Source organism: Bullifex porci, from assembly GCF_009695635.1.
Taxonomy (GTDB): Bacteria; Spirochaetota; Spirochaetia; order Sphaerochaetales; family Sphaerochaetaceae; genus Bullifex; species Bullifex porci.
Genome location: NZ_VUNN01000010.1, coordinates 16,492 through 41,645 on the forward strand (window position 1 = coordinate 16,492; position 25,154 = coordinate 41,645).

Here is a 25,154-nt window from a genome sequence, read left to right on the forward strand (position 1 = left end):
TTACTGAACCTCCAAAGTTTTATAGACATCAATTACATATTTATTAAATTCTGAAGTAGTTTTTAATTCTATATTTCTTGGCCTTGGCAAATCTATATCAAAAGAACCAACCTGGCGTGATGGTCTAGCTGAAAGAACAATTACTCTATCAGAGAGAAATACTGCTTCTGCTATTTCGTGAGTTATAAATAAAACTGTTTTTTGAGATTCACTCCATATTCTCATTAGCTCTAAATTCATTTTTTCACGAGTAATTGCATCTAGGGCTCCAAAAGGTTCATCCATGAGAATCAATTTAGGGTCATGAATCAAAGCTCTTGCAATAGAAACTCTTTGTTGCATACCACCTGATAATTCATTTGGATATCTATTTTCAAATCCTTTTAATCCAACCATATCTAAAAGTTCCATTGCTCTATTAGTATATTTTTTCTTATCTAATTTTAGTATTTCTATAGGAAGCAATACATTATCGATAATCTTTCTCCAGTCAAGAAGAAGAGCTTTTTGGAAAACAAACCCAACTTCTTTATCAGGATTAAACTTTGATTTATCAACAATTATTTCACCCTCAGTCTTGTCAAGTAAGCCCGCAACAATTCTTAACAGAGTCGATTTTCCACATCCTGAAGGTCCTACAATTGAAACAAACTCTTGATTTTTAACATCGAATGAAACTTGACCTATAGCTTCAAGTTCTCCATTTCTTGTTTTATAAACCTTTCTTAATTTTTGAATTGAAAGCAGAACATCCTTTTCGCTCATAATTTATCCTTCTATTTTCCTTTTGATTACAAGACAGTTTCAAAGTTTGAAGCTGTCTTGTAATCAGGTGTCAATAGACACCCGATCGCGATTACTTAACTATGATATTTGTATAAGGTACTTTTGGTAAGAAAGAATCATCATAGATATCACTTACAGGATAAGTAAGCTTCTCTTGATAATTATTTACTAAGTTATATGTAGCCTTAATTCCTTCTGGATCAATCCAGCCAATTCCATGATCCTTATATCTCTGAGTAAGAATAAATGACTGCTCAATATAAAGAGATTTTACAAGTGCTTCTTTATTAATTGGTTGGTACTCAGCCAAAATATCTATTGCTTCTTCTGGGTGCATTATTGACCATTCCCATGCACGATAAGTTACATCCAAGAATTTTGCTATTAAATCACCTTTTTCCTTACATGTTTTATCAGATGCAATATATGAGTGTGCATAACATTCAAACCCATAGTCAGCCCATAAAAAGTTTCCAATTAAAGAAGTATCCATTGCAGCTTCAAAATTTGGATAGCCTGTTAGAAGTTCAAATACGACATCTGCATTTCTTGATGCGAGAGCTGATACTTTTGCAGTTGAATCTATATTAACAAAATCAACACTATTTGGATCTACTCCTATCATTGAAGCAAATGCAGGCCACATTACTTTGTGTCCATCCGTAGGAGGAACTGCTACTGTTTTTCCTGCTACATCTGCCGGACTCTTCATACCTGTATCTAAATAATAGTACATCGAATTTGGATGTTTATCAAAAATAATACCAATAAGCTTTACCTCTGCACCTTGGTTTCTAAATTTAAAAGCTACAGGAGCATCGCAAATCGCAACATCACATTTTCCAGCATCTACCATTTGAGCAGAATATCCAGATCCTTGCCCAATGATAACATTTAAATCAATTCCAGCTTCTTCATACCAACCATTTTTTATACCAACATAATAAGGTGCATGGTCAGCTGCAATAGTCCAGTTTAGAAGAAGATCAAATTTTTCGACTCCTTTTTGGGATTCTTTGCTCTGAGACTCATTTGCTCCCTGTGCAAATAACATTGCCATAGCAGAAATGACAACAACTAAGAAAACTAATATTTTCTTCATTTTGAACCTCCTTTAGTTCATTTTTACCTACTTTTATGATGACTAATCATCAATTTTTTTAACAAATTTCCAAGGCATGCAAACTCTTTCTAAAATAGTAACTAGAACATACATTCCCCAAGCTAGCATTGACATTACAATCAATGAAGCGAACATTGGTGGAGTGTCCATATACTTTTGTGAGTTTGCTATTACATAGCCAAGACCTTTATCCGATGCATATAATTCTCCAACAATAACACCCATTACACTTAATGAAGTACATATTTTTAATGAAGAAAAAATGTATGGTAAAGCCATCGGCAAACGAATCTTTAAAAAAACTTTAAGCTTTGAAGCTTTTAGATAACGAACTAAATCTAACAAATCTTCATCTACACTATTTAAACCCGCCATAGTATTTACTACCATTGGGAAAAATGAAGCAATAAACGCTATAACAATATTTGTCTTTAGCCCATATCCAATCCAAATAAGTAGAATAGGAATAATTGCTATGTTTGGCATGCTTTGAAAAAAAACAAAGATCGGCATAACCATTTTTTGTAGTGTCTTTGACCAAATTAAGCAAACCGAAATAAATACTCCTAGTATAGCAGTAATAGAAAAACCTAGAATAAATTCTGTCATTGTTGCTTTAATATTGATAAACCAATGATATTCTGCATCTGGTTGCTTTAGAAATAAATGCTTAAGTGCACTTGATGGTGTACATAAAAAGGCTTCATTTACATGAAATACTCTACATAATACTTCCCAGGTTAGAAAGAATAATAATAATGAAAAAATAGTTTGGTATTTATCAATAAATGCAATAATAGGATTTACATTTTCTTTTTTATTTTTTAATTTCATTAGTTTTCACTCCTTACAAGTTTCCAAGGCATGCAAACATTTTCAAGTATTGTGATAAATCCGAATAAACACATCCCAATAATTGCAAGCAAAAACAAACAGGCAAACATTGTTGGCATATCTATCATAGCTTGGGCATCTCTCATCAAATATCCCAAACCACTTTTTGCTGCACAGAACTCTCCAACAATAGATCCAACAACACAACTAGTAGCACATATCTTTATTCCACTAAAAATATACGGCAATGAAGCTGGAATCCTTATTTTTAGAAAAACTTGATATTTCTTTGCATCTAAATAATTTACTAAATCTAGTAAATCATCATCAACAGACATCATTCCTGTAGTTGCATTTATTACTACAGGGAAAAATGCGACAAAGAATGCAATCCATATGTTAGTTTTTACTCCGTAACCTAACCAAAGCAAGAATAATGGAGCTAATGCAATTTTTGGAATTGAATTGAAAAGAACTAAAACAGGCATTAATAGCCGATTTAACCAACGATTCCAAGAAATTATTATTGCTAATATAACTCCTAATACTAATACTAAAAGAAAACTACCAAATACCTCTGTTATTGTTGTAAAGATATGCTTACCCCAATGGTTTGCAGCAGCATTAGGCCCAAACAAACTATTAAAAACTAATTTTGGAGAAGGGAGCACATATTTTTTTATATGAAATCCATCAACTGCTAATTGCCAAATAAAAATCAATAAAACAACAGCTAGAATTGTAAGTCCATATTTTTTGAAAAAATCTAATACACCATAAATTATTTTTTTATAAGGAGGGATTCTCACTATTTTACCTCCTCTGATTCTATCTCATCTAATCGATACCCAAACCCATAGGGACCAATAGTTGTTAAATCTATACATCCACTTCTACGTTTGTATAATCCAGGATGAATTTTTGCTTCAGCTATTGATGCATTAGGACAATACTGTGGTCCATTTGATTCTATACCCATAATAGTCCCTACATACCTTGCAAGTGATGCATGAGGAATCATTGCTAACCCAGGATTAGTTAAATCTTGAACCATTATTGCTAAATTGAATTCTTTAGCAAAACAAAACATTAGTACAGCACCAGTAATCGTCTTGCAAGTCTTCAATGCAACACCGGTCCAGCCTAGATCAATACCAAGTTTTACATAATGCCAATCGTGAGCACTCTCATCCATTAATAACAATTTTCTTTGTGATAAACTATGCACATCAATTGGATATTTTTCCATATCATAAGGAAAAGGCTGTTCAATATATAATATTTTATCCCATATTGATTTATATTCTATTTTTAGCTTATCTAGTATTCTATTTACATATTCAGGATCATGAACTGTACAATTAAAGTCAGCAGTCAAATGTTCTACTCCCATTTCATTTGCTATGAGACCAACTTTTACTATTCTTTCATAATCCCAAGGTTCATCATTACCTCTTAACTTAATTTTTAAACAATTTAATCCATCTTCTTTTATCCAATCTCTTAACAAAACAGGAATACCATCATTTGGTTCATTACCTTTCAAATCACTCTCTTCAAGTGGGTCAGTACCTCCAACTAGATGCCATACAGGTAAAGTATTTGGTATATTTTTTACAAAATAATCACATGGATATTTACCACCAAATATCCTTAAATATTCTTCTTTTTGTTTTTCATCCTCTATATCAATTGTGTAATACCAAGCTAAATCGTGGTTCATGTATTGAGGTGTAAAACAATCAAAAGCACCAATTTTATTAAGATTACCAAATGCATCATATATAGCTATATCAAACAGAGAATTACATACTAGTGCAGAAAGATATGGCATCTGCTCTTTTCCCTTATGTAATTCATTTTCCTTATTTAGAAGTTCATGTAATTCATTTTGAATAAATTTGTAGCCTATTTCCATTGGGTGTCCAGTATAGGAAATTGAGTTCCAGCATTCACAAAGCATATTACAAAACTCAACCATTCTTTCTTCTCTTTCAGAAAAACTTAATTCTGAAGGCCATGTCCATGCTACAGCAATAGGAGTTTCTCCTACTCCTACGGAGCAAACCCCATCCATGTTTTGAACAGTAATAGTAGCTCTGCAATATTTACTTGCATAGGTAATCTCATGTCCAAATTTCAAAGGAACTCTATTATCGTGTGAAGTAATTACAATAGACGCATTCAAAATTTTTATGTCTGTTTTCATAGAAATAATCCTTTAATTTAATTATTCTATCGCCTTTTCTAGTTTGTCAACTAAAATTACAAATTAAAAAAAGATTATACTTTTTCATTAATAGATTTCGCTAAATGTAATATTAAATTATTTTGTATAAAGATTTTATTTTATGAACACCAAAGATAGAATATTATCTAACACCAATAAGCCAGCACCAATAGAGCTTCCCCAATTCTGTAAGGTACTCGTTTTTATCATTGATTTATCAAAATGATGTGGTACAACTGATTCAGTTATTACTCTCTCTAATTCATCTAAAAGAATTCCTTTAAATAATGCAGAAACAGGCCCCCCAATAACAATTCTATCTGGATTAAATAAATTAAATAGATTAGAGCAAAGAATACCTATATACCTAATTGTAACACTTAATTCTTTAGCACATATAGAGTCAGGATTATTAGTTGCTATATCATATATCTCTTCTAAGGAAGGTGTAAAAGAAGAGAAAGGCCAAGAATCACCATAATGGCTTCTAATATTATTACACAATGCAGTTTGTGATGCTACGGCTTGCAAGCACCCTTTTTTTCCACAGGTGCATCTAGTTCCATATGGATCAATAATTGTATGTCCAACCTCACCCAAATTATAGTTTGACCCAATTAAGAAATCACCATCAGAAAAGTTACATGCTATAAGACCAGTACTTATTCCAAGGTATACCATATCCTTTGTATGAATTCCTGCACCTATCCTTGATTCAGCAAGCCCCGAAGTCATATGTCTATTTAAAATAGTAACAGGCAAGCCAATAGCATCCTCAACAGCCTTTGAAATTCTAACATTTCTCCAGCCTAAGTCTGATGCATATTCAATCATTCCTTGTTCCTTATCAATAAAACCTGGAACTCCAATACCTATCATAGGTAATAATTTTCCAGGGCACTGCTGTAAAACACTTGGTAGAGTATCTACAAGACAAGATACAGCGTAATCACTAGAAACAGTTTTTATTGGATCTGGGTCTATCTGAACTTGTCGCCTATATACTACTTCTCCTAACAAATTTAGAATAACAAAGGACCATGTATTTTGATCAAAAGAAGCACCACAAGCAAACCATGAAGTAGTGTTAGGAGAGAGGATAACACCAGGTCTTCCATTTTTATGTTCTTCAGTTTCTTTCTCTGATAGAAGATCTAATTCAAATAATTCATTTACTAAGGATGTAAGTGCTGTACGACTTAATCCAAGTCGTTGAGCAATTCTTGCTCTAGTTGGGGATTCCATCTTATATACACAATTTAAAACATTTTGAAGGTTTGAATTCTGAACAATAGATGACATAACTTTATAATTATAGTGATACGGCACTTTAAAAATCAATTTATTTTTAAATCTAAAAGTTGTTTAGAAAGATAGAAGGCTTGTTAATGAAAACTAAATGCTTTCATAATAATGTTCCTAATGTATTTAAAGCTAAATTCTCAACATTTAAGTAACTAATAAGATTAATAGCTACTGTTGTCTTTCCAAGCATCTAAGCTATTTGAAAACTGTCTAATTATTCACTTTAACATTACACCTATTTTTTTAAATCTTCTTTTGTATTTTCAAATCTAAGTATATTAGCTACACCTATACAGTTTAATAAAATAGAAACACTGAAGCCACTGTTTATTGCACCTTTTGCACTTTCCTTGATACAGGAATTTCCATCAACACCTATAATTTCTATCTCAGAAATATTCTTTGAGTTACGATATGAAATCAGCTCTTCAGATGAAAAGGCATTTGCTTGTTTCTTGCAAAATATATTATCTGATGTAAGAAAGAGTTGGTCTGCAAACTCATCTGTTACAAATTAACCGCCGAGAAAGCCCACGCGCCTTGGCCGTGAGATGAAAAGCTGTAATGCGTAATGCCATAAAAATGTGCTATAATGATGTCATGCTATAGATAGCTATTTTATATATAGATAATCTAGTCAAAATATTTGCTTTATGCGAGGGAGAATTGATTGAAAGATTGCCAAGCGTTCGTAGTCTGACATGCCTCAATAAAAACCAAAGGATCATGCAAACGTAGATTCGTTCCAAAATCAGAAGTATAAGAGTTCATTGAAGGTGCAATGCTTCTAATGAACGTAGTTGGCATAAAGATATTTGAAGATACAAATACAATATTAAGGAATCGACTCATAAAAAGAACAAGAAAAAAAGACTGAAAACATTGAATATCTGGAATCAAATGATGCAGTCCTCACAAACCATGTCTACTATTATTCCAACGCAAAGGACAATCATCTCCACATGGCTCGACACGACATGAAGTACATCTAGCATTAGGGGTGTTTACAATAGGGCGATAACTCTCCCAAAACCGAGGTTTGAACACCTATCGTTTATGAAACGAAGGGGTATGAGGACACTCATATAGTGATTGAAAAAATATCTATATGGCATGAATTTTACCATTCCAAGCTCCACTTCAAAACAATGAAAATACATCACTTCTTAAACAGCTCAGAATGAGAACCTAAACGATAAAGCATTAAGACAAGGACATCTCCACGGATTTCATAAATCAGAAGCCAATCGGGTTCTACATGACATTCCCGAGTTCCTCTATAGTTTCCTGTCAAACTATGATCCTTGTATTTTGCATCCAGTATTTCACCATTTGCCAAAATATCAATTACTTCAAAAAGCTTACCAAGATCTTTGTTTTGTTTTTTTGCGAGCTTAAGATCTTTTTTAAACTGGGATGTAAACTGAAGATCATACTTCATATTTCAAGAGCTTCCTTTAGGGCCTCAAGACTGGTATATCTCGGAGCACTAGGATCATTAATCATTTTTCTACCTTCAGCTATAGCTGCTGATGTTATATCGTTTGGAACCTCAAGCTTCAACTCAAAAGGAATGCCGCATTCACGAATAGTTGCTCTTAAAAACATGTTAATAGCTGTGGTCATATTGATACCAAGCTCGTTATAAATAGTTTCCGCCTGGTCCTTTATATCTTTATCAGTCCTTATATTCAGATTTGTTGTAGACATATGAATATCTCCTATTAATCAAATATTATGCATTATTTCGTTTTTTAACAACATATTGTCATTACATTAAACGGATTTTCTATTCATGAAATAGAATTAGCTCCATTTTGATGCATTCTTTCTTATATTAACTGCTTCGATCCCTATCAGAGATAGACATTAGTTCACAATAATGGATTCATTTTTATTTTTTAATGATGACTGGAATTTATAACTTCTGCCAACATAAACAATGGAAAAGGAGAAATTCTTTGAAAGTAATCGTGAAAAGCATCATTAAATCAGCATATAGGTCTAACCGCAAAGGTTGATGGTCATCCTCATCAGCCTGTTTTTTATGATTCGGAAAACAGCACTTTAAGGGGTGTTCACCTTTTAACGTTTGCTATTAAACCCACGCTGATTTTAACCCCTATCGTTTGCGAGGGTGTTCACTTTTGACATCAATACAACCGTCTCCACATGTGAGCTACCAGGATAAAAATCAAAGACTCTTGCTAAAACTGGTTTATAGCCTTTAAACATTGGTAAATCACGAGATAGAGTTACGCTATCACAAGAGACGTAGATAATTCTCTCAGGATCAAAGGACATAATTAATTCTGGAACACCCTTATCTAGACCTGTTCTAGGTGGATCAACTATTACAGTATCAACCTTTGTTTTAGTTTTAGATGCAAACTTAAATACATCATCTGTAATTGATTTAGCAGATGGAGCATTCTTCTCAGATAATCTTAAGCACTCCTTTTGCCTTTCAACAGCTATTATGCTTTTGCCACTACCTTCAAATAGTGCAGAGAAGGTTCCAACACCACTGTATAAATCCATTATTTTATTGCCAACTACATTTTCTCTAACAAACTCGAATAGTTTTGGTAAAACAAATAAATTTGATTGGAAAAATACATTGGCACTTACGTGGTATTTTATATTATCAACACTTCTAATTACTTCTTCACTTTCAACAGATATTCTATCATCACCACAAAAAAGAGATAGTTCAGCAAGTCCAGTCTTTTTATTTATCCCCTTTTGAAACATTAAGCCTCTATATCTCTTTAAAAACTCATCAGATAGAAAAACCTCTTCATTTAGCTTCTTTTCTAAACGAGGACATGAGGTAATAGGAATAAGCTCATTACTATCCTTCTTTAAAAAGCCTGCCTTTCTATCCTTTAATGATATGTGGATACGAGCTCTAGCTCTATAGCTTTCCTCATCTGTATAAGCAGGTGGTAAGAAATATGGTAATTGATCAAGCTTTGATATCCTCAAGAGATTATCCTTTACTATCTCCTCTTTAAAGTAAGCACTATCCTTATTAGAAACAAAGTCGAAATCACAACCACCACAAATAGAGGAATAAGGGCAAGAGCTAATCCTTCTTTTATCACTTTCTTTAATGATATCAAACTCCTCACAGAGGAAGTATCCCTTCTTCTGTGAGTAATGCTTAACTAATACCTCTTCTCCAGGAAGAGTTCCTGGAATAAATAAAATCTTTCCATCAGGCAGGTGCGCAAGACCAATTGCACCCTGTGTTAGTTTTTCAATTATTACTTGCAATAGCTTCCAAGCCTCTCAATTAATGTAGAGATGAAATTCATTCCCTCTTGCCAGAATTCCTCTGTCTCGATATCACATCCAGCAGATAGCGCAACATTGTTAGCACTAGTTGATCCAGTAAGCTTTAAAATTTCACGATATTTATCATTAAAGTTCTCTGTCTTATCTTTAGCTGCATATAAGCCAAGAGCAAAAAGCTGGCCAAAGGCATATGGATAGTTATAGAAGCTAAAGGATGATGAGTAGTAGTGGCCCTTTGCTTCCCACATTCTCTCATGCTTATCTACAACTGCATCACCATATGAGTTTTCTTGAGCTTGAATCATAAGAGAAGTAAATTCATCAGGTGTTAGCTCTCCATCCTTTCTCTTTTCAAAAACACTTCTCTCAAAGTAGAAACGAGAAAGAATATCAACACAAACCTGAGCACATGAGCCTACATAGCTCTCTATTAATGTAACAGACTCTTCATCACTTGCATCCTTTAATATTGCATCAAAGACTATAGTCTCTGCAAAGATTGATGCTGTTTCAGCAACTGTCATTGGGTAATCAGAGAGTAGTGCTGGCATCTCCATAACAACAGAGTCATGGTAAGCATGTCCAAGCTCATGAGCTAAAGTAGATACAGAATCGTAGGAGCCATCAAAGTTTGAAAGAATTCTACTTTGCTTAACCTTTAGCATAGAGGTATCATAAGCACCACCTACTTTACCCTTTCTTGGCTCTGCATCAATCCAATTCTCATCAAATGCTTTTTTAGCAAAAGCACCCATTCTTGGATCAAAGGCTGAATAGCACTTAATTATTATCTCCTTAGCCTGCTCAAAGGTATATTTCTTTGTTAAAGAGCCAACTGGAGCAAATAAATCATACCAAGCAAGCTTATCAATACCTAAAAGCTTTGCTTTAATATTAAAGTATTTAGCAAACATATCTCTATTATTCTCTAGAGTCTTAATTAATGCATTTAAAGCCTTAACAGATACTCTAGCTTGAGATGCAGAGTGCTCAAGAGGATCTGCCCACCCTCTTCTCTTTTCAAGAGTTAAAACTGTTCCCTTGATGCTATTTAGTGAGGCAGCAAATGCATTTTCATGCTCCTTCCAAACTCTCTTCTCTCTTTCATAGGAGGCTTTTCTAATCTCTCTATTTGGATTAGTTGCATCATTTCTTAATTGGATAACAGTTTTATCATTATCACAAATTGATGAAGAAACACTATCGTAGAGACGCTCAAAGGCACCAACTCCGCTTCTTGCTAAATCAGCAGCTAATGCTTCCTCGGCAAGTGACATTTGGTGAGTACTTTCTACTAGATACTCATTTAATATATAGGAATAATCCTTTAATCTTGGGTCTGAGAACTCATTTTGATAATCCTTAATCTTACTAACAAATAAGTCTTCAGCCTCTTGGAATTTTAATAGTGCCTCTTCAACACTTCCAACTGCCTTAATATATGAACTATTAGAGGTATCTGTTGTTAAAATAGCATTTGCATAGGAATTTAATGTTGATTGTATAGTAATTATCTCATTAAGAGCTGTAACTATATCATATAGACTCTTATGCGCTTCGATGTCACTCTTTAATTTACTTGATAGAGTAACTACTTTCTCTAAATCTGATATAAAATCTGGAGTATCAACACCCTTATAAATCGGGGTAAGATCCCAATGTGGTAAATTATTTTTGCTCATAGTAGCAATTGTACCACAATGAGCAAATAATTATTAGCAATACATATCTAAAACAAATTCTTTAAATCTAGGAAGAATAAATTCAAGATATCCATATTGAGGACAATAAATGATACCTTTCTTAATCAATCTTTTTCTATAAACAGTGAAGGTATTTGAATTCATACCTAATTCCATTCTAATTTTTTCAACTTTATTAACATCATTTGCAATTACATTTACAATTTTTCTATCAATAGCAGACAGCTTTGCCCATAGCTTTTCATAAACATATTCCCAAAGATGTTGGTCAAATTTATCAAGAATATCTTTATATGATTTTTTATATTTGAAGCACAAAAACCCTAGAGCTTGATAAGCATAAGCATAACCTTTAGTTAATTTAGCCATTTCTTTTGATGTTAACTTATCTACACCTAATATTTTTTCATAGTTATTTGCTATTTCTATTTCACTAATCGGTCCCATTGCTATTCTTGGAGCTCTATATAAAAAAGTTAATGTTTTTTCATCTTGCAGACAATTAATATTTTCATAATGTCCTGTCATTAAAAGAAATATATTGTATTCTTTTCTCAGAAAAATTTGAAAAAGACTAACAAATTCTCTAACATTTTTATTTGATACAACCTCATCTATTGTCACTAATACTCTTTTTCCTTTTTTCGTAAGTTCACTTAATATTTTATCCAAATACACAGCTACATCATTAGCCTGCATTTGATTTTCAAGTCCAATTTCAAAACCTAAAATTGAAACATTTATTTTAGCATTTTTAATTATATTAAATACTTCTTTTTTACTATTTAAGTTTACAGTTAATGATTTTATCAAATTGAAATCAGAACTTAAATCACAAACAATCCAGTTCCTATCCTTTTTGAGAGTATTTGCAATAGATGTCATAAATACAGTTTTTCCAGAGCCTCTAACACCTGTTATCAAAAAGGTGTGTGAATCTGGATTAGGAGAAATAAAGCTTTCGTAAACCTCATTAATCTCATAATCTCGATTAATTATACTTAATGGTTCTTTTCCAAATGTTAAAGTAAAAGGATTATCCATATATTTCTCCAAAATAAACTTACTTATAATTTACAACTTTTTACAACCTTTTACAACTTCAATTTTCTTTTACAACCTTTTACAACTTCAATTTTCTTTTACAACCTTTTACAACTTTATTTTCCTTTTACAACCTTTTACTTTTAGAATTATAATTTATAAACCTTATATTTACATTAGAGTTGAGGTTAAGAATGAAAGCAGAATTAATGAGTATTGGAAAGATGGCTGATATTAATCATTTAAGCGTTGCAACGCTTAGGCTTTATGATAAGCTTGGCTTAATAAAGCCAGAATATGTTGATGAGGAAACTAACTATAGATTCTATGATATTAGACAAAACGCTAGACTCGATATGATTGCTTACATGAAGGATTTAGGAATGAGTCTTGCTGAGATAAAGGATGTACTTAAAAAAGAAGACTTAAATATTATTGAAGATATTTTGATAAAGAAGAATGAGCAAATACATAAACAAATTGATGAATTAAAGAGACAGCACGAGAGAGTCGAGCAGGCAATTAGAAATATTGAGAGAAGAAGAAAATCACCAACAACCGGTACTCTTTCACTTGAGTATATAGATAGAAGATATATTTGGGGAATTGATTGTGATAAAAACTTTTACACAGATGGAATTGAGAGCTATGAAGCTTCCTTATGTCATTTAAGACGTGAATTACTTAATTCAGGCTTTACTCATGTGCAGTCATACAGTGTGGGTACATCAATAAATATGGACAACTTTAAAAACTTTGTTTTAAAACCTGAGAAGCTCTTTGTTTTTCTTGATCATAGAACCTCACTATTACATCCATCATCAATAATATTAGATAGCTCGATGTATGCATGCATCTACGTTGATTCCTTTTCAGATGAAGCAGAGTGCGCTAAAAAGCTTTTAGATTATTGCAACTCTAATGGATATACAATATCTGGCGATTATATATGCGAGGTAATGAGTGAAGCTAATATTTTTAATACCTCTGAGCGTGAAATGTTTTTACGTTTACAGGTCCCAGTAGCATTTAAATAATTTTTTATCGATTTTTCTTGACTCTACACTAAGAGTAGACTTTATCTTTAATTATATAAGGAGAATACAGATATGGATAAGATTAAAGTCGTACAGTATGGTTGTGGAAAGATGAGCAAGTACATCCTTCGCTATCTTTATGAAAATGGTGCTCAGATTGTTGGTGCTATCGATGTAAACCCAGCAATTCAGGGAATGGATGTTGGCGATTATGCAAACCTTGGTGTAAAGACAGGTGTATTAATTAGTGATGATGCAGACAAGGTTCTTGATTCCTGTGATGCAGATGTTGCTATCGTAACTCTCTTTAGCTTTATCAAGGATATTTATCCACATGTAGAAAAGTGTGTTTCTAGAGGTATCAACGTAATTACAACATGTGAAGAGGCTATTTACCCATGGACAACCTCAGCAGCTCAGATTAATAAGCTCGATGCTTTAGCAAAGGCTAATGGCTGTACAATCACAGGAAGTGGCATGCAGGATATCTTCTGGATTAACATGGTTGGTTTAGTTGCAGGTGGCTGTCATAAGATCGAGAAGATCAAGGGAGCATATAGCTACAACGTTGATGAATATGGTCTTGCACTTGCTAAGGCTCATGGTTGTGACTTAACTAAGGAAGAGTTTGAAGCTCAGATTGCTCATCCAGCTGAATTTGAACCATCATATGCATGGAATGCTGCAGAAGCAATTTGTAATAAGCTTGGCTTAACAATTAAGAGTATTGATCAAAAGCATGTTCCATACATCATTGACAAGGACATCTACTCATCAACACTTGGAAAGGATATTAAAGCTGGTAACTGTATCGGCATGTCTGCAGTTGTAACAATCGAGACTATGCAGGGTATCACAGTTGAAGAAGAGACTATCGGTAAAGTATATGGTCCAGAAGATGGAGATATGTGTGATTGGTGGATTACAGGTGAGCCTAATACAGAGTTCCACGTTGTAAAGCCAGCTACAGTTGAGCACACATGTGCAACAATCGTTAACAGAATTCCATCTCTATTAAATGCACCAGCAGGATATGTAACTGCTGACCAGCTCGATGAGATTAGCTATCTCACATTCCCAATGGAATATCATTGTTAATTACTTAGGAGGGCAACTTGCCCTCCTAAAACTCTACTACTTCATCGATTAATAAATCCTTATTAACTCTTTCTTCGTGGCTAACAATAATAATTGTTTTTCCTTTTTCTCTTTCATTAATAAAGCTTATTACACTTTTATATGTTTCATCATCAAGTCCTGTAAAGGGCTCATCCATTAAAAGAGTATCGTGCTCATAAAGAAGTGCTCTTAGTATAGCAACTCTTCTTTTCATTCCACCTGAAAACTCTCTAACTCTTTGGTTAATAGGTATCTTAAAAGCTGATAAAGCACTATCAACTATAGCCTTATCATCACAAACAGCCAAAAGATTCTCTCTTGCAGTAAAGGACTCAAGGAGTCTGTCCTCCTGGAAAACCATCGATATTTTACCAAGCTTAATATCACAAGGCTCCTCATTACTTTCTAATTTAGCAATAATACGTAGTGCAGTAGTCTTACCTATTCCAGAGCGGCCCCAAAATAGATATCTCTTCCCCTCTTTTATATCTATATTCTTTTTGTAAAGCACACAGGCTGTGCCATAATGCTTAGTTATTATCATATTAAGTGGCTCCTTGTGGCTAATGTCTTTACAATTAAGGAAATTACCTTTTCAATTATTATTGATATAGCTATAACAGTTAATGTTACAGCAAAGATATCCTGAGACATTAGGAAGGTCTTTGCCTCATAAAGTCTTTCTCCAAGGCTACCATCTGGCAATCCTATTACCTCTGCAGCTACACCACTTTTCCAAGCAAGCCCTATTGCAGTTGTTAAGGATGTAATAAAGCTATTAATAATTGATGGTAAATAAATATATTTAAGCTTTTTAATAAATGAAAATGAGAAGATATCACTCATCTCTATTAGCTTTTCATCGACATTATCAAAGCCAGATAGTAGAGCTGAATATAGTATTGGGAATGCCATCATAAAGGAAATAACAATTGATAAATTCCTGCTAGAAACCCAAATTAAAACAACAATTACAATTGAAGCAACAGGAGTTGCTTTAATTGCAGAGACTAATGGCTTCATCATTATTCTGAAGCTATTAAAGCGATATGACAAAATAGATGTTAAACAGGAGCTTAATAGAGCAAGTGCAAAGCCTGATAATATTCTAAAGCAGGTAAATGCAATGTTTTCCCAAAACTCTAGCTCAAATACTAGCTCTGATAGCCTAATTAAAACCTTAATAGGAGAGACGAGGAGAATCTCCTCGCCTATCCACATTGAAACTAATTGCCAAAGTAATAAATAAAATATTACACAGAGTGTGTATTTTATTTTCTCATCAATAGTAGAACTCTTCACTAGGGAGTACTCCACCTACACTCTTTGCATTTGCGTTAAATAGAACCTCTAAATAACCAGGTAGTATAGCCTTCATCTCATCACCACTGATACAAACTATATTACAATATGGTAATGCTAAAGCAGCTACCTTTTCAGGTACAATACCAACCTCTCCAATTAATCTTGCACCCTCAGCAATATTTGTATTAACAAAATCTGTACTTTCTTTATAGCTTTCAAGGAAGTTATCAACAGCTACCTTATTTTCATTAATAAAATCTGTTCTAGCTACTACTACACCAGTTAATAGAGCACTCTCTGGAGAGACATTATCCCACTCCTTATTTAAATCAAGTGCAATTCTAATTGAAGGGTTTTGAACCATTGCTGTAGTTGCAAAAGGCTGAGGAAGTAATGCAACTGCATTAGGGTCCTTTAGTAGAGCTGCAACACACTCTGTGTGCTCACTCTTCCACTCAATTGGAAGATCCTCAAGACCATTTTGCTCAAGGATAAAGTTTAGAGCATATTCAGGAGTTGAACCCTTTCCAGAGGAGTAAATTGTCTTACCCTTTAGATCCTCTAAGCTATTAACGCTATTTCCATTCTCACAGATATATAATACTCCAAGAGTATTTACAGCAATTACTCTTACCTTACCCTTAGTACTATTAAAAATAACAGCTGCAAGGTTTGCTGGTAGAGCTGCGATATCAACCTCACCTTTAACAAGCATAGGAGTTATTTCTGTAGGAGCTCCAACAATTGTGAAATCATAGCTATTTCCATTTACAGAAGAGCTTTTACTATCCTCCATAAGCTTTACCATACCCATAGCTGTTGGTCCCTTTAGGGCAGCAACTCTTACATTAGTAGGGTTTAAAATTGAATAATCTGCATCGTCCTTAGCTCCCATTGAAAAGAGTGATACACAAATCATAGTAGTAATGAGTAATAAAAATATTTTCTTCATAGTTTTTTATCCTCCTCTAATATTTTTATATCCTTAATAATTATTTTGTGTCCCTTAGTTTCTATAGCCCCAAGCTCCTCAAAGTATTTAAGCTCCTTAAAGAGTGCACTTCTTGCGATACCAAGATAGGATGCAAGCTGAGTTCTTGATGAGAATTCAAGGCTAGAACCAAGAAGGTATAGTCTTACCTTCTCTCTTGAGGAGCTTTGAGTTAATAAATCAATTCTTGAAAGTAAAAAGGAGAGTCGAGAGTTTAAAAAGCTACAATAAAGCTTAATTGCACCCTTATTTTCTAATAGCTTATTTCTAAATACATCCTTTGAAACAAAGACTAAAACAGAATCCTCTAAGCAGCAAAGTCGTGTTTGAAGCTTTTCATCATCAAATAAATTTGAAACTCCATATACACTACCACTGTTTAATAGCTGTAATAGTGTTCCATTTGAGCTCTTAACCTCAACCTGACCACTTTTTATTAATACAACAGAGGATAGCTTAGCTTCATCATCAACTAGATGACCCTTTCTTGCATTAATACATACAATATCCTTTTGGTCAAAGGAGAGAATCGTAAAGAGCTCAGAAATATCCATACAGCGTATGGTATAATATATAAAACCTTATTTCAAGCTTATTTTTCGGTCCATTTTTAGACTTTTAACTTAGTATAGGTATCTCTATACTCTCTAGGAGACATACCAAAATACTCTTTAAATGCATAAGAAAACGCAGATAATCGTGAATATCCTAAAAGGGATGCTATTCTATCAACAGACTGAACAGAGTTAATAAGCATTACCTTAGCCTGCTGCATTTTCATTTCAGTTATCATCGCGCCAGGTGTTTTATTATATAGCTCAAGGCATATCCTTGATAAATGACTTTTAGAGTAACCTGTTTCAGAGCATAATCTATCGAGTGTCCAAACATCTGATAGAGTTCTTGAAACTCTCACCCATAGCTGAGAGAGTTCTTGGCGATGACGATTTAGTGCTTTACTCTCATTAAAGCCTAGTGCACGATCCATACTAATTAAAAATAGCTGCTCATATTTTTCCATAGCAGCTTCACTTCTATGGTCTTGGTAAAGCTCCTCTCTAAATATTCCTTGGATATTAACTCTAAGCTCCTCTATGTTATCAAATTTTCTAATTTCATAATCTGAAAATGGTGGTATAAACATTGGAGAGTCACCCCAAACAGTTACCCAAAGCATCTCCCAGGTCTCTCCCTTTGGAGTATACTCATAGTGCCCCTGACCTTGAGGAGAGCTTATAAATACATCTCCTTGCTTAACATTTACTTCAGTTCCATCATCAAGTATGATTACACCACTTCCCGAGAGAGTGAATACAAAGGCTGAAAAGCCTCTTTGAGGAGTTCTCCATAGCCAAAAATCATCTGATAAAAAGCCATATCCACCTTGCTTTATCCTAGCATCATAAAAGGGAATAGCTTCGATTACTTTTGATGACATATGTCTGTTATCACGACCATTTTGTGGCTCATGAACTGTTTCTCTCGTAAATCTCATAGGAGCATAATACCATAAATGAGAATTTTTCGAAAGTTTTTGGGCCTTTATATTATTGTATGGTCCGTAAAAATATCGATATGCTTTTTCTATCTTTAAAAATTATTTTAGGAGTGAAAATGCCTGATTTTCCTTATGATCCATGGCAAAAGTGCCAAACTAGATCAGGGCTAGCTGCTGACTTAGTAATTTCTGCTCTTCAAAAAGAAATAAGAAGAAACCATGCAGAAAATGCAGCAACCTTAGCATATGAAATGATTACAACAAGCGAAGATATGGAAGAGTATCTTTGGTTCAGACTCAAGACAATTAGCGTTGAGGATGTAGGACTTGCAAATCCAATGGCAGCTGTTTTAATTGGTGTTCTTGATTACATGAGAAAGACCTTTAAGCAGCCAGGCGATAGAGGTCTCTTAGCAATCCATGCAGTTAGATATCTTTGCGAGAGCAAAAAGGATCGCTCAAGTGATGAGATGTATAACTGGATAATTAAGGAGTATAAGAGAGGAAATCTAAAGCCTATTATCCCTGATTACGCTATTGATAAACACACTCTTAAGGGACAGCAGGAGGGTAGAAATGAGGATGATTTCTATTCAACTGGTTCTCAAGTATCTCCTGAGTGGGAGGATAGAGATAAAACCTATCGTGAAAGAGTTCTTAAGATTTTAGAAGAAGAAAAAAACAATAAATAAATTATAAAGGAATAAAAAATGAAAAAAGCTCTCATCACATTACTGCTTTTAACAATTGCAGTAGCTACAGTGTTTGCTTCTGGTTCTAAGGAAGCAAAGCAGGAAACTAGAGTCGTTACTACAGTTTGTCGTGCAAGTTATGTAAACGAAGAATGGTTCAATAGCATGAATGCTGCTTTCGAAGCTGAAACAGGTATTCATGTAGATGTTCAGCCTACTCCAGGTAATGATGCTGACCACGATGCAAAATTAAACATCGACCTCTTAGCTGGTAGTACAATCGATGTAATTCCATCACTCGGACCAAAGTTCTACTACAATAGAGCAGATGCAGGTTACTTCGTAGCTCTTGACGACTTAATTGCATCAAAGGGTATCGATGCTAAAGAGGTTTGGGGCTCATACCTTCCATATAGTGATGATGGCCACTACTATGCTGTTCCTTATAAGCAGGAGGTTTACTGTGTATTCTACAACAAGAACCTCTTCGACAGAGCAGGTGTTCCTTACCCAGAGGGTCCTTGGACATGGGATGAATATGTAGAGACAGCTAAGAAGGTAACAGATCTTTCTGCAGGTATCTATGGTTCATACATGAACATCGAAAACCCATGGTTCATTTTATCAGCTAAGCAGAAGAACATTCCTCTTTACAAGGAAGATGGAACATGTAACTTTGATGCTCCAGAGTTTAGAGAATCTATCGAGTGGTATAAGAGTCTTGGTAATGATTTAAAGATCCAGATGCCAGTAGAAGAGGTTGTTAACGAAAATGCTAGCTGGAACTACTATGCTATGGCAGGTGACCACCTTGCACTCTTCGTTCAGGGTAACTGGTTTACAAGACTTCTCAACAGCCAGACAGACTATCCAAAGGATTGGGATTACGGTGTAGCTCCTACTCCAAGTGCTGGTGAGGATGGTAACAACAACTTCGTTTCTATGGGTTACTACTCAATCAATAAGAATGCAGAGCACCCAGAGGAAGCTCTTGAGTACCTCATTTGGCTTGGCCAGAACCAGTGGAAGTTTGAAGGTCAGATCCCAGCTCTTGCTTCTTTAACAGCTGAAGAGCAGAACCAGGTATTCAGTGCTATTGCAGATGCTTCTCACGGACAGGTTACAGTTTCAGATCTCTATGAGAACTTCATGAACACAGGAATGGGTGTTGCTCAGTCTGATATCATCGGTACAGCTGCAGATGAATACAACAGAATCGTAAATGATGAGGTTGCTGCTTACTGTATGGATTTACAGGATATCGATACAACAATTTCAAAGATTTGTTCACGTGTAAACGAAGCAATCAAGAACGTTCAGTAATATAAGGAAAGGGGAAAATGGCACAGATAACAAAAAAGAACGAAAAGAGTGCATATTTGTTCATCCTACCATTTGTACTCATGTTCGTAATTTACAAGCTTTATCCAATGATATATGGCTTTGCTGTTAGCTTCCTAGATAGAAACTCTACAAAAAAGCTTTCATCAATAGATTTTGTTTGGTTTAAAAACTATATAAATGTTTTAACGAGCAAGACATTTTGGGAAACACTTGGAAGGTCCTTTTACTTTGCAGCAGTTTATACTGTCTTTGTAATGTTCTTTGGCTTTCTCTTTGGTGTACTTTTCAATAATGAGTTCAAGGGTAGAAAGATTGTTAGAACGATGTTCTATATGCCATATGTAACAAATATTATTGCTATTGGTATCGTTTTTAAATATCTATTAAACCCAACAAAGGGTCCTATCAATGCCATTTTCCGACTCTTTGGACAAGTTGGCCCAAAGTGGCTATCTAGCCCAACAATGGCTTTGCCAACTGCCGCTGTAATAGGCGCGTGGTTGGCACTCGCCTTTAATATCATAACTGTACTCGCAGCACTTCAGGAAATCCCAAAGGATCTATATGAGGTTGCAGAAATTGAGGGTGTATCCTTTACTCAAAAGCTATGGTACATAATCCTACCAATGCTAAAGCCAGCGCTCTTCATGCTGCTTACTATTACAGTTATTAACTCCTTTAAGAGCTATACAACAATAGTAGGTCTTACAGCAGGTGGTCCTGGTACCTCAACAAGAACACTGTCATATCAAATATATGAGGATGCATTTACATATATGAAATTTAGTATTGCATCTGCTGAGGGTGTTCTCTTAACAATACTTATAGTCATGATTAACAACGCATTAAATAAAGTGAGGGATTTATGGGGAAACAACTAAAACAAAAAGAGCCTCTTAATGCTTTTGCTATTGTCATGTGGGTTTTAGGTGTTTTATCACTTTTCCCATTCATTATGATGGTAGTAATATCCTTCAGAGCAAGTGGAGATGCTTATAAGCCTATATTTGCTCCTGTTAGCATGACGTTAAAAAACTATAAAACAGTACTTGGAAATGATAACTTCTTTAATTGGTACTCAAATACTATAGTAACTGTATGTGTTACTATAATTCTTCGTCTCGCAGTTACTATTCCAGCATCCTTTGCATTCTCTCGTATGCAATTTAAGGGAAGAACAATTATTTGGGCTATATTAATTGCGACAATGATGGTTCCTGGTGAGACAACAATGGTACCAAGATATCTATATTTTAAGCAAATTCACCTCCTCGATTCTATTTGGGTAATTATCTTACCTGAGGTCAGTGAGGTATTCTATCTAATGCTTTTAACAGAGTTCTTCTCATCTGTGCCAGAGGACTTCTTAGAAGCTGCTAGAATAGATGGTGCTTCAAACCTACGAATAATGCTTCAAATCTTTATTCCACTCTCTGGAGCATCAATTGCTACTGCTGTACTATTCAGCTTTATCAATATTTGGAATAACTTTATCGATCCATATTTGTTCATCAATACAATTTCGAAGCAGCTAATTACACCTGCTTTAAAGTTCTTCCAGGAAAGAGGTGGTGCTAACATACCTATGCAGCTTGCAGGTGCATCTATGGCTATTGTTCCTGTTATCATCCTCTTTATCGTTACACAAAAATATTTCGTTGCCGGTGTTTCATCATCTGGCATCAAAGGATAATTATTATGAGTGAATTTATGTCTTATGATCCATGGGCTTCAGTTACAACCCGTAATGGAATTGGAGGAGATGAAATAATCTCAATGCTCCAGAAATCTATTAGAAGAGGCCTAGAGCACAATGCTCTTGCAGCTGCCTATGAAATGTATATTACCTCTCCACAATTTGAGGATAAGCTTTGGAGAAGACTTATGGCAATTAGTGTTGAGGATATTGGCTTTGGCTGTGTAGAGGCTCCTAATTTAATCTATACATTAAATTGCATCAGAAAAGAGTTTCTATATAATGATGGTGATAGGCCAATGTTCTTTGTTCATGCAATTCGCTTTTTATGCAGACAGAAAAAGGAAAGAAGTAGTGATAATGTAAAGAACATGCTTATTAAGGACTTTAAGCATGGTCGTGGTGTTGAGGTTCCAGATTATGCCTATGACCTTCACACAAGAAAGGGTCGTGAGATGGGACGCGATGAGTTACACTTCTTAACAGAAGCAAGCCGTGTTATCCCACAGCTTGAGGGTGAAGATATTAAGAAAATTTATAACGATTACTTAGAGTATTGTAAGCATGAGGAGGAAGACACTAGTGTAAGTGAAGTAGCTCCTTTTGAATACAATTCTTGGCAGTTCTAAGATTATTAAGAGTGTGATAGATGAAGGTAGTATTAATTTCTATTGATGCTTTAATATATGAGGATTTAAAGTATTTCTCTTCCTTAAAGAGCTTTGGCTCTTTGCTATCACACTCACTAGTTATTCCAAAAATAAAGCCTGTTTTTCCAACTCATACCTATGTTTGCCATACCTCAATTATGACAGGGTGCTACCCAGATAAAACTGGAATTATAAGTAATACAAAGGCTAATGGAGATTGGAATTGGTATAGAAGGGATATAAAGACTTTAACATTAACAGATATTTTAAAGCAGCATGGCTATAAGACAGCCTCTGTATGTTTCCCTGTTACAGCTTCAGCAGATATCGATTATTTAGTTCCTGAAATTTGGGGACCTACTCCAGATTACGATGCAACTACTTTATTTAAAGAAACCTCAAGTATTGAGGGCTTTAAATATTATCAAAGATATAAAAGCCTCCTTGATTGGATGAGAACTCCTGGGATGGATAACTTTGCAGCTTCATGCTTTAAAGCTATTTTATATGAAAATGATGTAGACTTTGGCGCTGTTCATCTTTCTTATTTAGACCATCAAAGACATAAGAATGGAGCTGAAAGCGAAAAGAACTTAAAGGCGATGGAGTTTATCGATCAAAAGCTTGAAGAGATTTTCTCTGTAATTTCTAGCGATACAACTGTAATCATCCTTGGTGACCATGGACACAGAAGCTTTGAAAAATATTTCTCCTTAAAGGAATGTCTATTAGCTGAGAATATTGATAAATACTTTACTATCTATGATGCTTCCTATATGGCATATCTAAAAAGCTCTTTAGATGAAAAGAAAGCAAAGGAGTTAATATTACAGCTAACAGATAAATATCCAATTGAATGTGTAATGACTAGAGAGGAAGCAAAGGAGAATTACCATCTCGATGGTGACTTTACACTTGCACTAACAACTAAGGATAACTACACATTTTCACACTCAGATGAGCTTTATTCAGTTGCTTCAGACAACCACTCATCACATGGCTTTTTAAGTGAAAAGTCACCATTTAGCCCGCTAATTATTTCGAATTATTCAACGAATATAAAACAGTGCGATAGTGTTGATATCGCACCTACTATTTTAAGTCTATTTAATATTAATGATGTAAATATGGATGGAAAGGTCCTCCCTATTACTCCAACCCATATTCACTAATCTTACTTATAAGTGTTCTTCTAGAGATTCCTAGCTCCTCAGCTGCATGAGTTCTATTACCTTCCCATCTTTGAAGAGCTCTAGAAATAGCTTGCTTCTCTATTTCTTTAAGACTTACAGCCTCCTGAAGTACCTCTTTAGGCTTATTTTGTACATCAGGTCTACTTACAGATGATCTTAAGTCTAAATCTGAAAGAGTAATTACATTTTGCTCAGCAAAAATCATAGCCCGTTCGAGGACATTTTCAAGCTCTCTAACATTACCATAGAAATCATGCTTCTTTAGAGCCTCTAGAGCTTCAGGAGCAAAGCCATCGATCTTAGAGCCCATAGAACGATTATATTTAGATATAATAGATGCTGCTAAAAGTGGAATATCCTCACTTCTCTCTCTTAGTGGTGGAATAATAATTCTAACAACATTTAATCTATAGAATAGATCCTCTCTAAAGGTTCCCTTTTGAACCATCTCCTCTAAATTCTTATTTGTTGCAGCAACAATTCTTGCATTTATTGGCATAGGAGTAGTACCACCTAAGCGAGTTATCTTTCTATCCTGTAGTACTCTCAAAATCTTTACCTGTAAGGAAAGTGGCATATCACCAATTTCATCCAAAAATAGTGTTCCTCCACTTGCAAGCTCAAATAGTCCAGTCTTTCTATTTACAGCTCCTGTAAAGGCACCCTTTTCATATCCAAATAGCTCACTTTCAAGGAGGTTCTCAGGAACACCACCAATATTTATAGCGACAAATGGACCATCTGGAGCACTAGAAAAAGCATGTATTTCTCTAGCAATAACCTCCTTACCTGTTCCAGATTCACCTGTAACAAGCACAGTTGCATTAGATGGAGCGATTTTCTTTATGACCTCTCTAATCTTAATAACAGAAGGAGACTCACCGATAAAGGTAGTTTTATTTTCTGCACTTCCCGATTTATTACTCTCAACTACAGCTCTTAGATTTGATGCTTCAACTAGGTTTTTTAGCTTAATTGTCATCTCCTCTGGGTCGAAGGGCTTTACAACGTAATCCTGAGCACCCTCCTTTAGAGCTTTAACTGCATCCTCAATTTCACCATGTGCACTAGCCATAATGATAGGCATTCTAAAGCCCTCGCTTCTCATCCATTTGATGAGCTCTAGGCCATCCATACCAGGCATCTTTAAATCAACAAGCGCAGCATCATAGGGATTTTCTCTCAGCATACGCTGTGCAGAGTACCCATTCTCAGCTGCATCACTTTCTATATCATCTATCTTAAAGAATTTTCCTAAAGAAGAGCTAATACTCTCTTCATCATCAACTATAAGTACCTTCACT

The 25,154-nt window shown here is 34.6% G+C and carries 25 protein-coding genes and 1 pseudogene; 8 read left to right on the forward strand and 18 right to left on the reverse strand.

Annotation, left to right across the window (positions count from 1 at the left end):
- The 12 genes and pseudogenes from FYJ80_RS06115 to FYJ80_RS06170 form a co-directional block, all read right to left on the reverse strand.
- On the reverse strand, positions 1–765 hold the full coding sequence (locus FYJ80_RS06115; protein ID WP_154425322.1) for an ABC transporter ATP-binding protein: 765 nt from the start codon (positions 763–765) through the stop codon (positions 1–3).
- Positions 766–856: 91 nt separating this feature from the next.
- A complete protein-coding gene (locus FYJ80_RS06120; protein ID WP_154425323.1) occupies positions 857–1,888 on the reverse strand; it encodes an ABC transporter substrate-binding protein in 1,032 nt (343 codons plus the stop codon).
- Between the two features lie 42 nt (positions 1,889–1,930).
- On the reverse strand, positions 1,931–2,743 hold the full coding sequence (locus tag FYJ80_RS06125) for an ABC transporter permease (protein ID WP_154425324.1): 813 nt from the start codon (positions 2,741–2,743) through the stop codon (positions 1,931–1,933).
- Positions 2,743–3,552, reverse strand: a complete 810-nt coding sequence (locus FYJ80_RS06130; RefSeq protein WP_154425325.1) for an ABC transporter permease — start codon at positions 3,550–3,552, stop codon at positions 2,743–2,745. The genes FYJ80_RS06125 and FYJ80_RS06130 overlap by 1 nt, the downstream gene beginning before the upstream one ends.
- Positions 3,552–4,952 carry an enolase C-terminal domain-like protein gene (locus FYJ80_RS06135; RefSeq protein ID WP_154425326.1) on the reverse strand — a complete coding sequence of 467 codons (1,401 nt, stop codon included), beginning with the start codon at positions 4,950–4,952 and terminating at the stop codon, positions 3,552–3,554. The genes FYJ80_RS06130 and FYJ80_RS06135 overlap by 1 nt, the downstream gene beginning before the upstream one ends.
- Before the next feature lie 135 nt (positions 4,953–5,087).
- Positions 5,088–6,275 (reverse strand): ROK family transcriptional regulator, encoded by a 1,188-nt coding sequence (locus FYJ80_RS06140; protein WP_154425327.1) that lies wholly within the window; start codon positions 6,273–6,275, stop codon positions 5,088–5,090.
- 238 nt (positions 6,276–6,513) lie between these two features.
- Positions 6,514–6,753, reverse strand: a pseudogene (locus tag FYJ80_RS12245) (isochorismatase family protein); the annotation flags it as partial.
- Positions 6,754–7,437: 684 nt separating this feature from the next.
- Positions 7,438–7,719, reverse strand: coding sequence for a type II toxin-antitoxin system YafQ family toxin (locus FYJ80_RS06150; RefSeq protein ID WP_154425328.1), 282 nt, complete (start codon positions 7,717–7,719; stop codon positions 7,438–7,440).
- Entirely contained in the window at positions 7,716–7,988 is a 273-nt protein-coding gene (locus FYJ80_RS06155) for a type II toxin-antitoxin system RelB/DinJ family antitoxin (RefSeq protein ID WP_154425329.1), read from the reverse strand. Before FYJ80_RS06155 ends, FYJ80_RS06150 begins: the two co-directional genes overlap by 4 nt.
- A gap of 405 nt (positions 7,989–8,393) precedes the next feature.
- Positions 8,394–9,557, reverse strand: coding sequence for a class I SAM-dependent RNA methyltransferase (locus tag FYJ80_RS06160; protein WP_154425330.1), 1,164 nt, complete (start codon positions 9,555–9,557; stop codon positions 8,394–8,396).
- Positions 9,548–11,260: a M3 family oligoendopeptidase gene (locus tag FYJ80_RS06165; RefSeq protein WP_154425331.1), complete on the reverse strand. Its 1,713-nt coding sequence runs from the start codon at positions 11,258–11,260 to the stop codon at positions 9,548–9,550. The genes FYJ80_RS06160 and FYJ80_RS06165 overlap by 10 nt, the downstream gene beginning before the upstream one ends.
- 33 nt (positions 11,261–11,293) lie before the next feature.
- Positions 11,294–12,325 (reverse strand): ATP-binding protein, encoded by a 1,032-nt coding sequence (locus tag FYJ80_RS06170; protein ID WP_154425332.1) that lies wholly within the window; start codon positions 12,323–12,325, stop codon positions 11,294–11,296.
- Positions 12,326–12,519: 194 nt separating this feature from the next.
- Here FYJ80_RS06170 and FYJ80_RS06175 point away from each other — a divergent pair, with 194 nt between their 5' ends.
- Positions 12,520–13,362, forward strand: coding sequence for a MerR family transcriptional regulator (locus FYJ80_RS06175; RefSeq protein ID WP_154425333.1), 843 nt, complete (start codon positions 12,520–12,522; stop codon positions 13,360–13,362).
- Between the two features lie 72 nt (positions 13,363–13,434).
- Positions 13,435–14,460, forward strand: a complete 1,026-nt coding sequence (locus FYJ80_RS06180; protein WP_154425334.1) for an NAD(P)H-dependent amine dehydrogenase family protein — start codon at positions 13,435–13,437, stop codon at positions 14,458–14,460.
- A gap of 25 nt (positions 14,461–14,485) precedes the next feature.
- Here FYJ80_RS06180 and FYJ80_RS06185 read toward each other — a convergent pair whose 3' ends face one another.
- The 5 genes from FYJ80_RS06185 to FYJ80_RS06205 are packed head-to-tail and all read right to left on the reverse strand — an operon-like array spanning position 14,486 to position 18,272.
- Positions 14,486–15,025: an ATP-binding cassette domain-containing protein gene (locus tag FYJ80_RS06185; protein ID WP_154425335.1), complete on the reverse strand. Its 540-nt coding sequence runs from the start codon at positions 15,023–15,025 to the stop codon at positions 14,486–14,488.
- Complete coding sequence (locus tag FYJ80_RS11930; protein ID WP_154425336.1) at positions 15,022–15,783, reverse strand: ABC transporter permease; 762 nt, start codon at positions 15,781–15,783, stop codon at positions 15,022–15,024. The genes FYJ80_RS06185 and FYJ80_RS11930 overlap by 4 nt, the downstream gene beginning before the upstream one ends.
- Positions 15,764–16,738 carry an ABC transporter substrate-binding protein gene (locus tag FYJ80_RS06195; protein ID WP_154425337.1) on the reverse strand — a complete coding sequence of 325 codons (975 nt, stop codon included), beginning with the start codon at positions 16,736–16,738 and terminating at the stop codon, positions 15,764–15,766. Before FYJ80_RS06195 ends, FYJ80_RS11930 begins: the two co-directional genes overlap by 20 nt.
- Positions 16,735–17,331, reverse strand: coding sequence for a Crp/Fnr family transcriptional regulator (locus tag FYJ80_RS06200; RefSeq protein ID WP_154425338.1), 597 nt, complete (start codon positions 17,329–17,331; stop codon positions 16,735–16,737). Before FYJ80_RS06200 ends, FYJ80_RS06195 begins: the two co-directional genes overlap by 4 nt.
- Before the next feature lie 56 nt (positions 17,332–17,387).
- Positions 17,388–18,272, reverse strand: coding sequence for an AraC family transcriptional regulator (locus FYJ80_RS06205; RefSeq protein WP_154425339.1), 885 nt, complete (start codon positions 18,270–18,272; stop codon positions 17,388–17,390).
- A gap of 119 nt (positions 18,273–18,391) precedes the next feature.
- On the opposite strand from FYJ80_RS06205, the gene FYJ80_RS06210 reads away from it, so the two are divergent.
- The 6 genes from FYJ80_RS06210 to FYJ80_RS06235 are packed head-to-tail and all read left to right on the forward strand — an operon-like array spanning position 18,392 to position 23,829.
- Positions 18,392–18,967: an AAA family ATPase gene (locus FYJ80_RS06210; RefSeq protein WP_154425340.1), complete on the forward strand. Its 576-nt coding sequence runs from the start codon at positions 18,392–18,394 to the stop codon at positions 18,965–18,967.
- Between the two features lie 18 nt (positions 18,968–18,985).
- Positions 18,986–20,290 (forward strand): ABC transporter substrate-binding protein, encoded by a 1,305-nt coding sequence (locus FYJ80_RS06215; protein ID WP_154425341.1) that lies wholly within the window; start codon positions 18,986–18,988, stop codon positions 20,288–20,290.
- A 17-nt stretch (positions 20,291–20,307) separates the two neighbouring features.
- Positions 20,308–21,192, forward strand: coding sequence for a carbohydrate ABC transporter permease (locus FYJ80_RS06220; RefSeq protein ID WP_154425342.1), 885 nt, complete (start codon positions 20,308–20,310; stop codon positions 21,190–21,192).
- Positions 21,177–22,004 carry a carbohydrate ABC transporter permease gene (locus FYJ80_RS06225; RefSeq protein WP_154425343.1) on the forward strand — a complete coding sequence of 276 codons (828 nt, stop codon included), beginning with the start codon at positions 21,177–21,179 and terminating at the stop codon, positions 22,002–22,004. The genes FYJ80_RS06220 and FYJ80_RS06225 overlap by 16 nt, the downstream gene beginning before the upstream one ends.
- A gap of 5 nt (positions 22,005–22,009) precedes the next feature.
- Positions 22,010–22,636, forward strand: coding sequence for a hypothetical protein (locus tag FYJ80_RS06230; RefSeq protein ID WP_154425344.1), 627 nt, complete (start codon positions 22,010–22,012; stop codon positions 22,634–22,636).
- A 20-nt stretch (positions 22,637–22,656) separates the two neighbouring features.
- Entirely contained in the window at positions 22,657–23,829 is a 1,173-nt protein-coding gene (locus FYJ80_RS06235) for an alkaline phosphatase family protein (protein ID WP_154425345.1), read from the forward strand.
- Here the strand turns inward: FYJ80_RS06235 and FYJ80_RS06240 are convergent.
- Positions 23,807–25,153 carry a sigma-54-dependent transcriptional regulator gene (locus tag FYJ80_RS06240; RefSeq protein WP_276999035.1) on the reverse strand — a complete coding sequence of 449 codons (1,347 nt, stop codon included), beginning with the start codon at positions 25,151–25,153 and terminating at the stop codon, positions 23,807–23,809. The genes FYJ80_RS06235 and FYJ80_RS06240 overlap by 23 nt on opposite strands.
- Position 25,154: the final 1 nt, after the last annotated feature.

Coding starts and splice junctions, on each gene's coding strand:
- FYJ80_RS06150 (WP_154425328.1), bottom strand. CDS start 7,719: ATGAAGTATGATCTTCAGTTTACATCCCAGTTTAAAAAAGATCTTAAG.
- FYJ80_RS06135 (WP_154425326.1), bottom strand. CDS start 4,952: ATGAAAACAGACATAAAAATTTTGAATGCGTCTATTGTAATTACTTCA.
- FYJ80_RS06120 (WP_154425323.1), bottom strand. CDS start 1,888: ATGAAGAAAATATTAGTTTTCTTAGTTGTTGTCATTTCTGCTATGGCA.
- FYJ80_RS06200 (WP_154425338.1), bottom strand. CDS start 17,331: ATGGATATTTCTGAGCTCTTTACGATTCTCTCCTTTGACCAAAAGGAT.
- FYJ80_RS06205 (WP_154425339.1), bottom strand. CDS start 18,272: ATGAGATTTACGAGAGAAACAGTTCATGAGCCACAAAATGGTCGTGAT.
- FYJ80_RS06195 (WP_154425337.1), bottom strand. CDS start 16,738: ATGAAGAAAATATTTTTATTACTCATTACTACTATGATTTGTGTATCA.
- FYJ80_RS06165 (WP_154425331.1), bottom strand. CDS start 11,260: ATGAGCAAAAATAATTTACCACATTGGGATCTTACCCCGATTTATAAG.
- FYJ80_RS06230 (WP_154425344.1), top strand. CDS start 22,010: ATGAGTGAATTTATGTCTTATGATCCATGGGCTTCAGTTACAACCCGT.
- FYJ80_RS06235 (WP_154425345.1), top strand. CDS start 22,657: ATGAAGGTAGTATTAATTTCTATTGATGCTTTAATATATGAGGATTTA.
- FYJ80_RS06215 (WP_154425341.1), top strand. CDS start 18,986: ATGAAAAAAGCTCTCATCACATTACTGCTTTTAACAATTGCAGTAGCT.
- FYJ80_RS06140 (WP_154425327.1), bottom strand. CDS start 6,275: ATGTCATCTATTGTTCAGAATTCAAACCTTCAAAATGTTTTAAATTGT.
- FYJ80_RS06185 (WP_154425335.1), bottom strand. CDS start 15,025: ATGATAATAACTAAGCATTATGGCACAGCCTGTGTGCTTTACAAAAAG.
- FYJ80_RS06180 (WP_154425334.1), top strand. CDS start 13,435: ATGGATAAGATTAAAGTCGTACAGTATGGTTGTGGAAAGATGAGCAAG.
- FYJ80_RS06170 (WP_154425332.1), bottom strand. CDS start 12,325: ATGGATAATCCTTTTACTTTAACATTTGGAAAAGAACCATTAAGTATA.
- FYJ80_RS06155 (WP_154425329.1), bottom strand. CDS start 7,988: ATGTCTACAACAAATCTGAATATAAGGACTGATAAAGATATAAAGGAC.
- FYJ80_RS06175 (WP_154425333.1), top strand. CDS start 12,520: ATGAAAGCAGAATTAATGAGTATTGGAAAGATGGCTGATATTAATCAT.
- FYJ80_RS06220 (WP_154425342.1), top strand. CDS start 20,308: ATGGCACAGATAACAAAAAAGAACGAAAAGAGTGCATATTTGTTCATC.
- FYJ80_RS06210 (WP_154425340.1), top strand. CDS start 18,392: ATGCCTGATTTTCCTTATGATCCATGGCAAAAGTGCCAAACTAGATCA.
- FYJ80_RS06125 (WP_154425324.1), bottom strand. CDS start 2,743: ATGAAATTAAAAAATAAAAAAGAAAATGTAAATCCTATTATTGCATTT.
- FYJ80_RS06225 (WP_154425343.1), top strand. CDS start 21,177: ATGGGGAAACAACTAAAACAAAAAGAGCCTCTTAATGCTTTTGCTATT.
- FYJ80_RS06115 (WP_154425322.1), bottom strand. CDS start 765: ATGAGCGAAAAGGATGTTCTGCTTTCAATTCAAAAATTAAGAAAGGTT.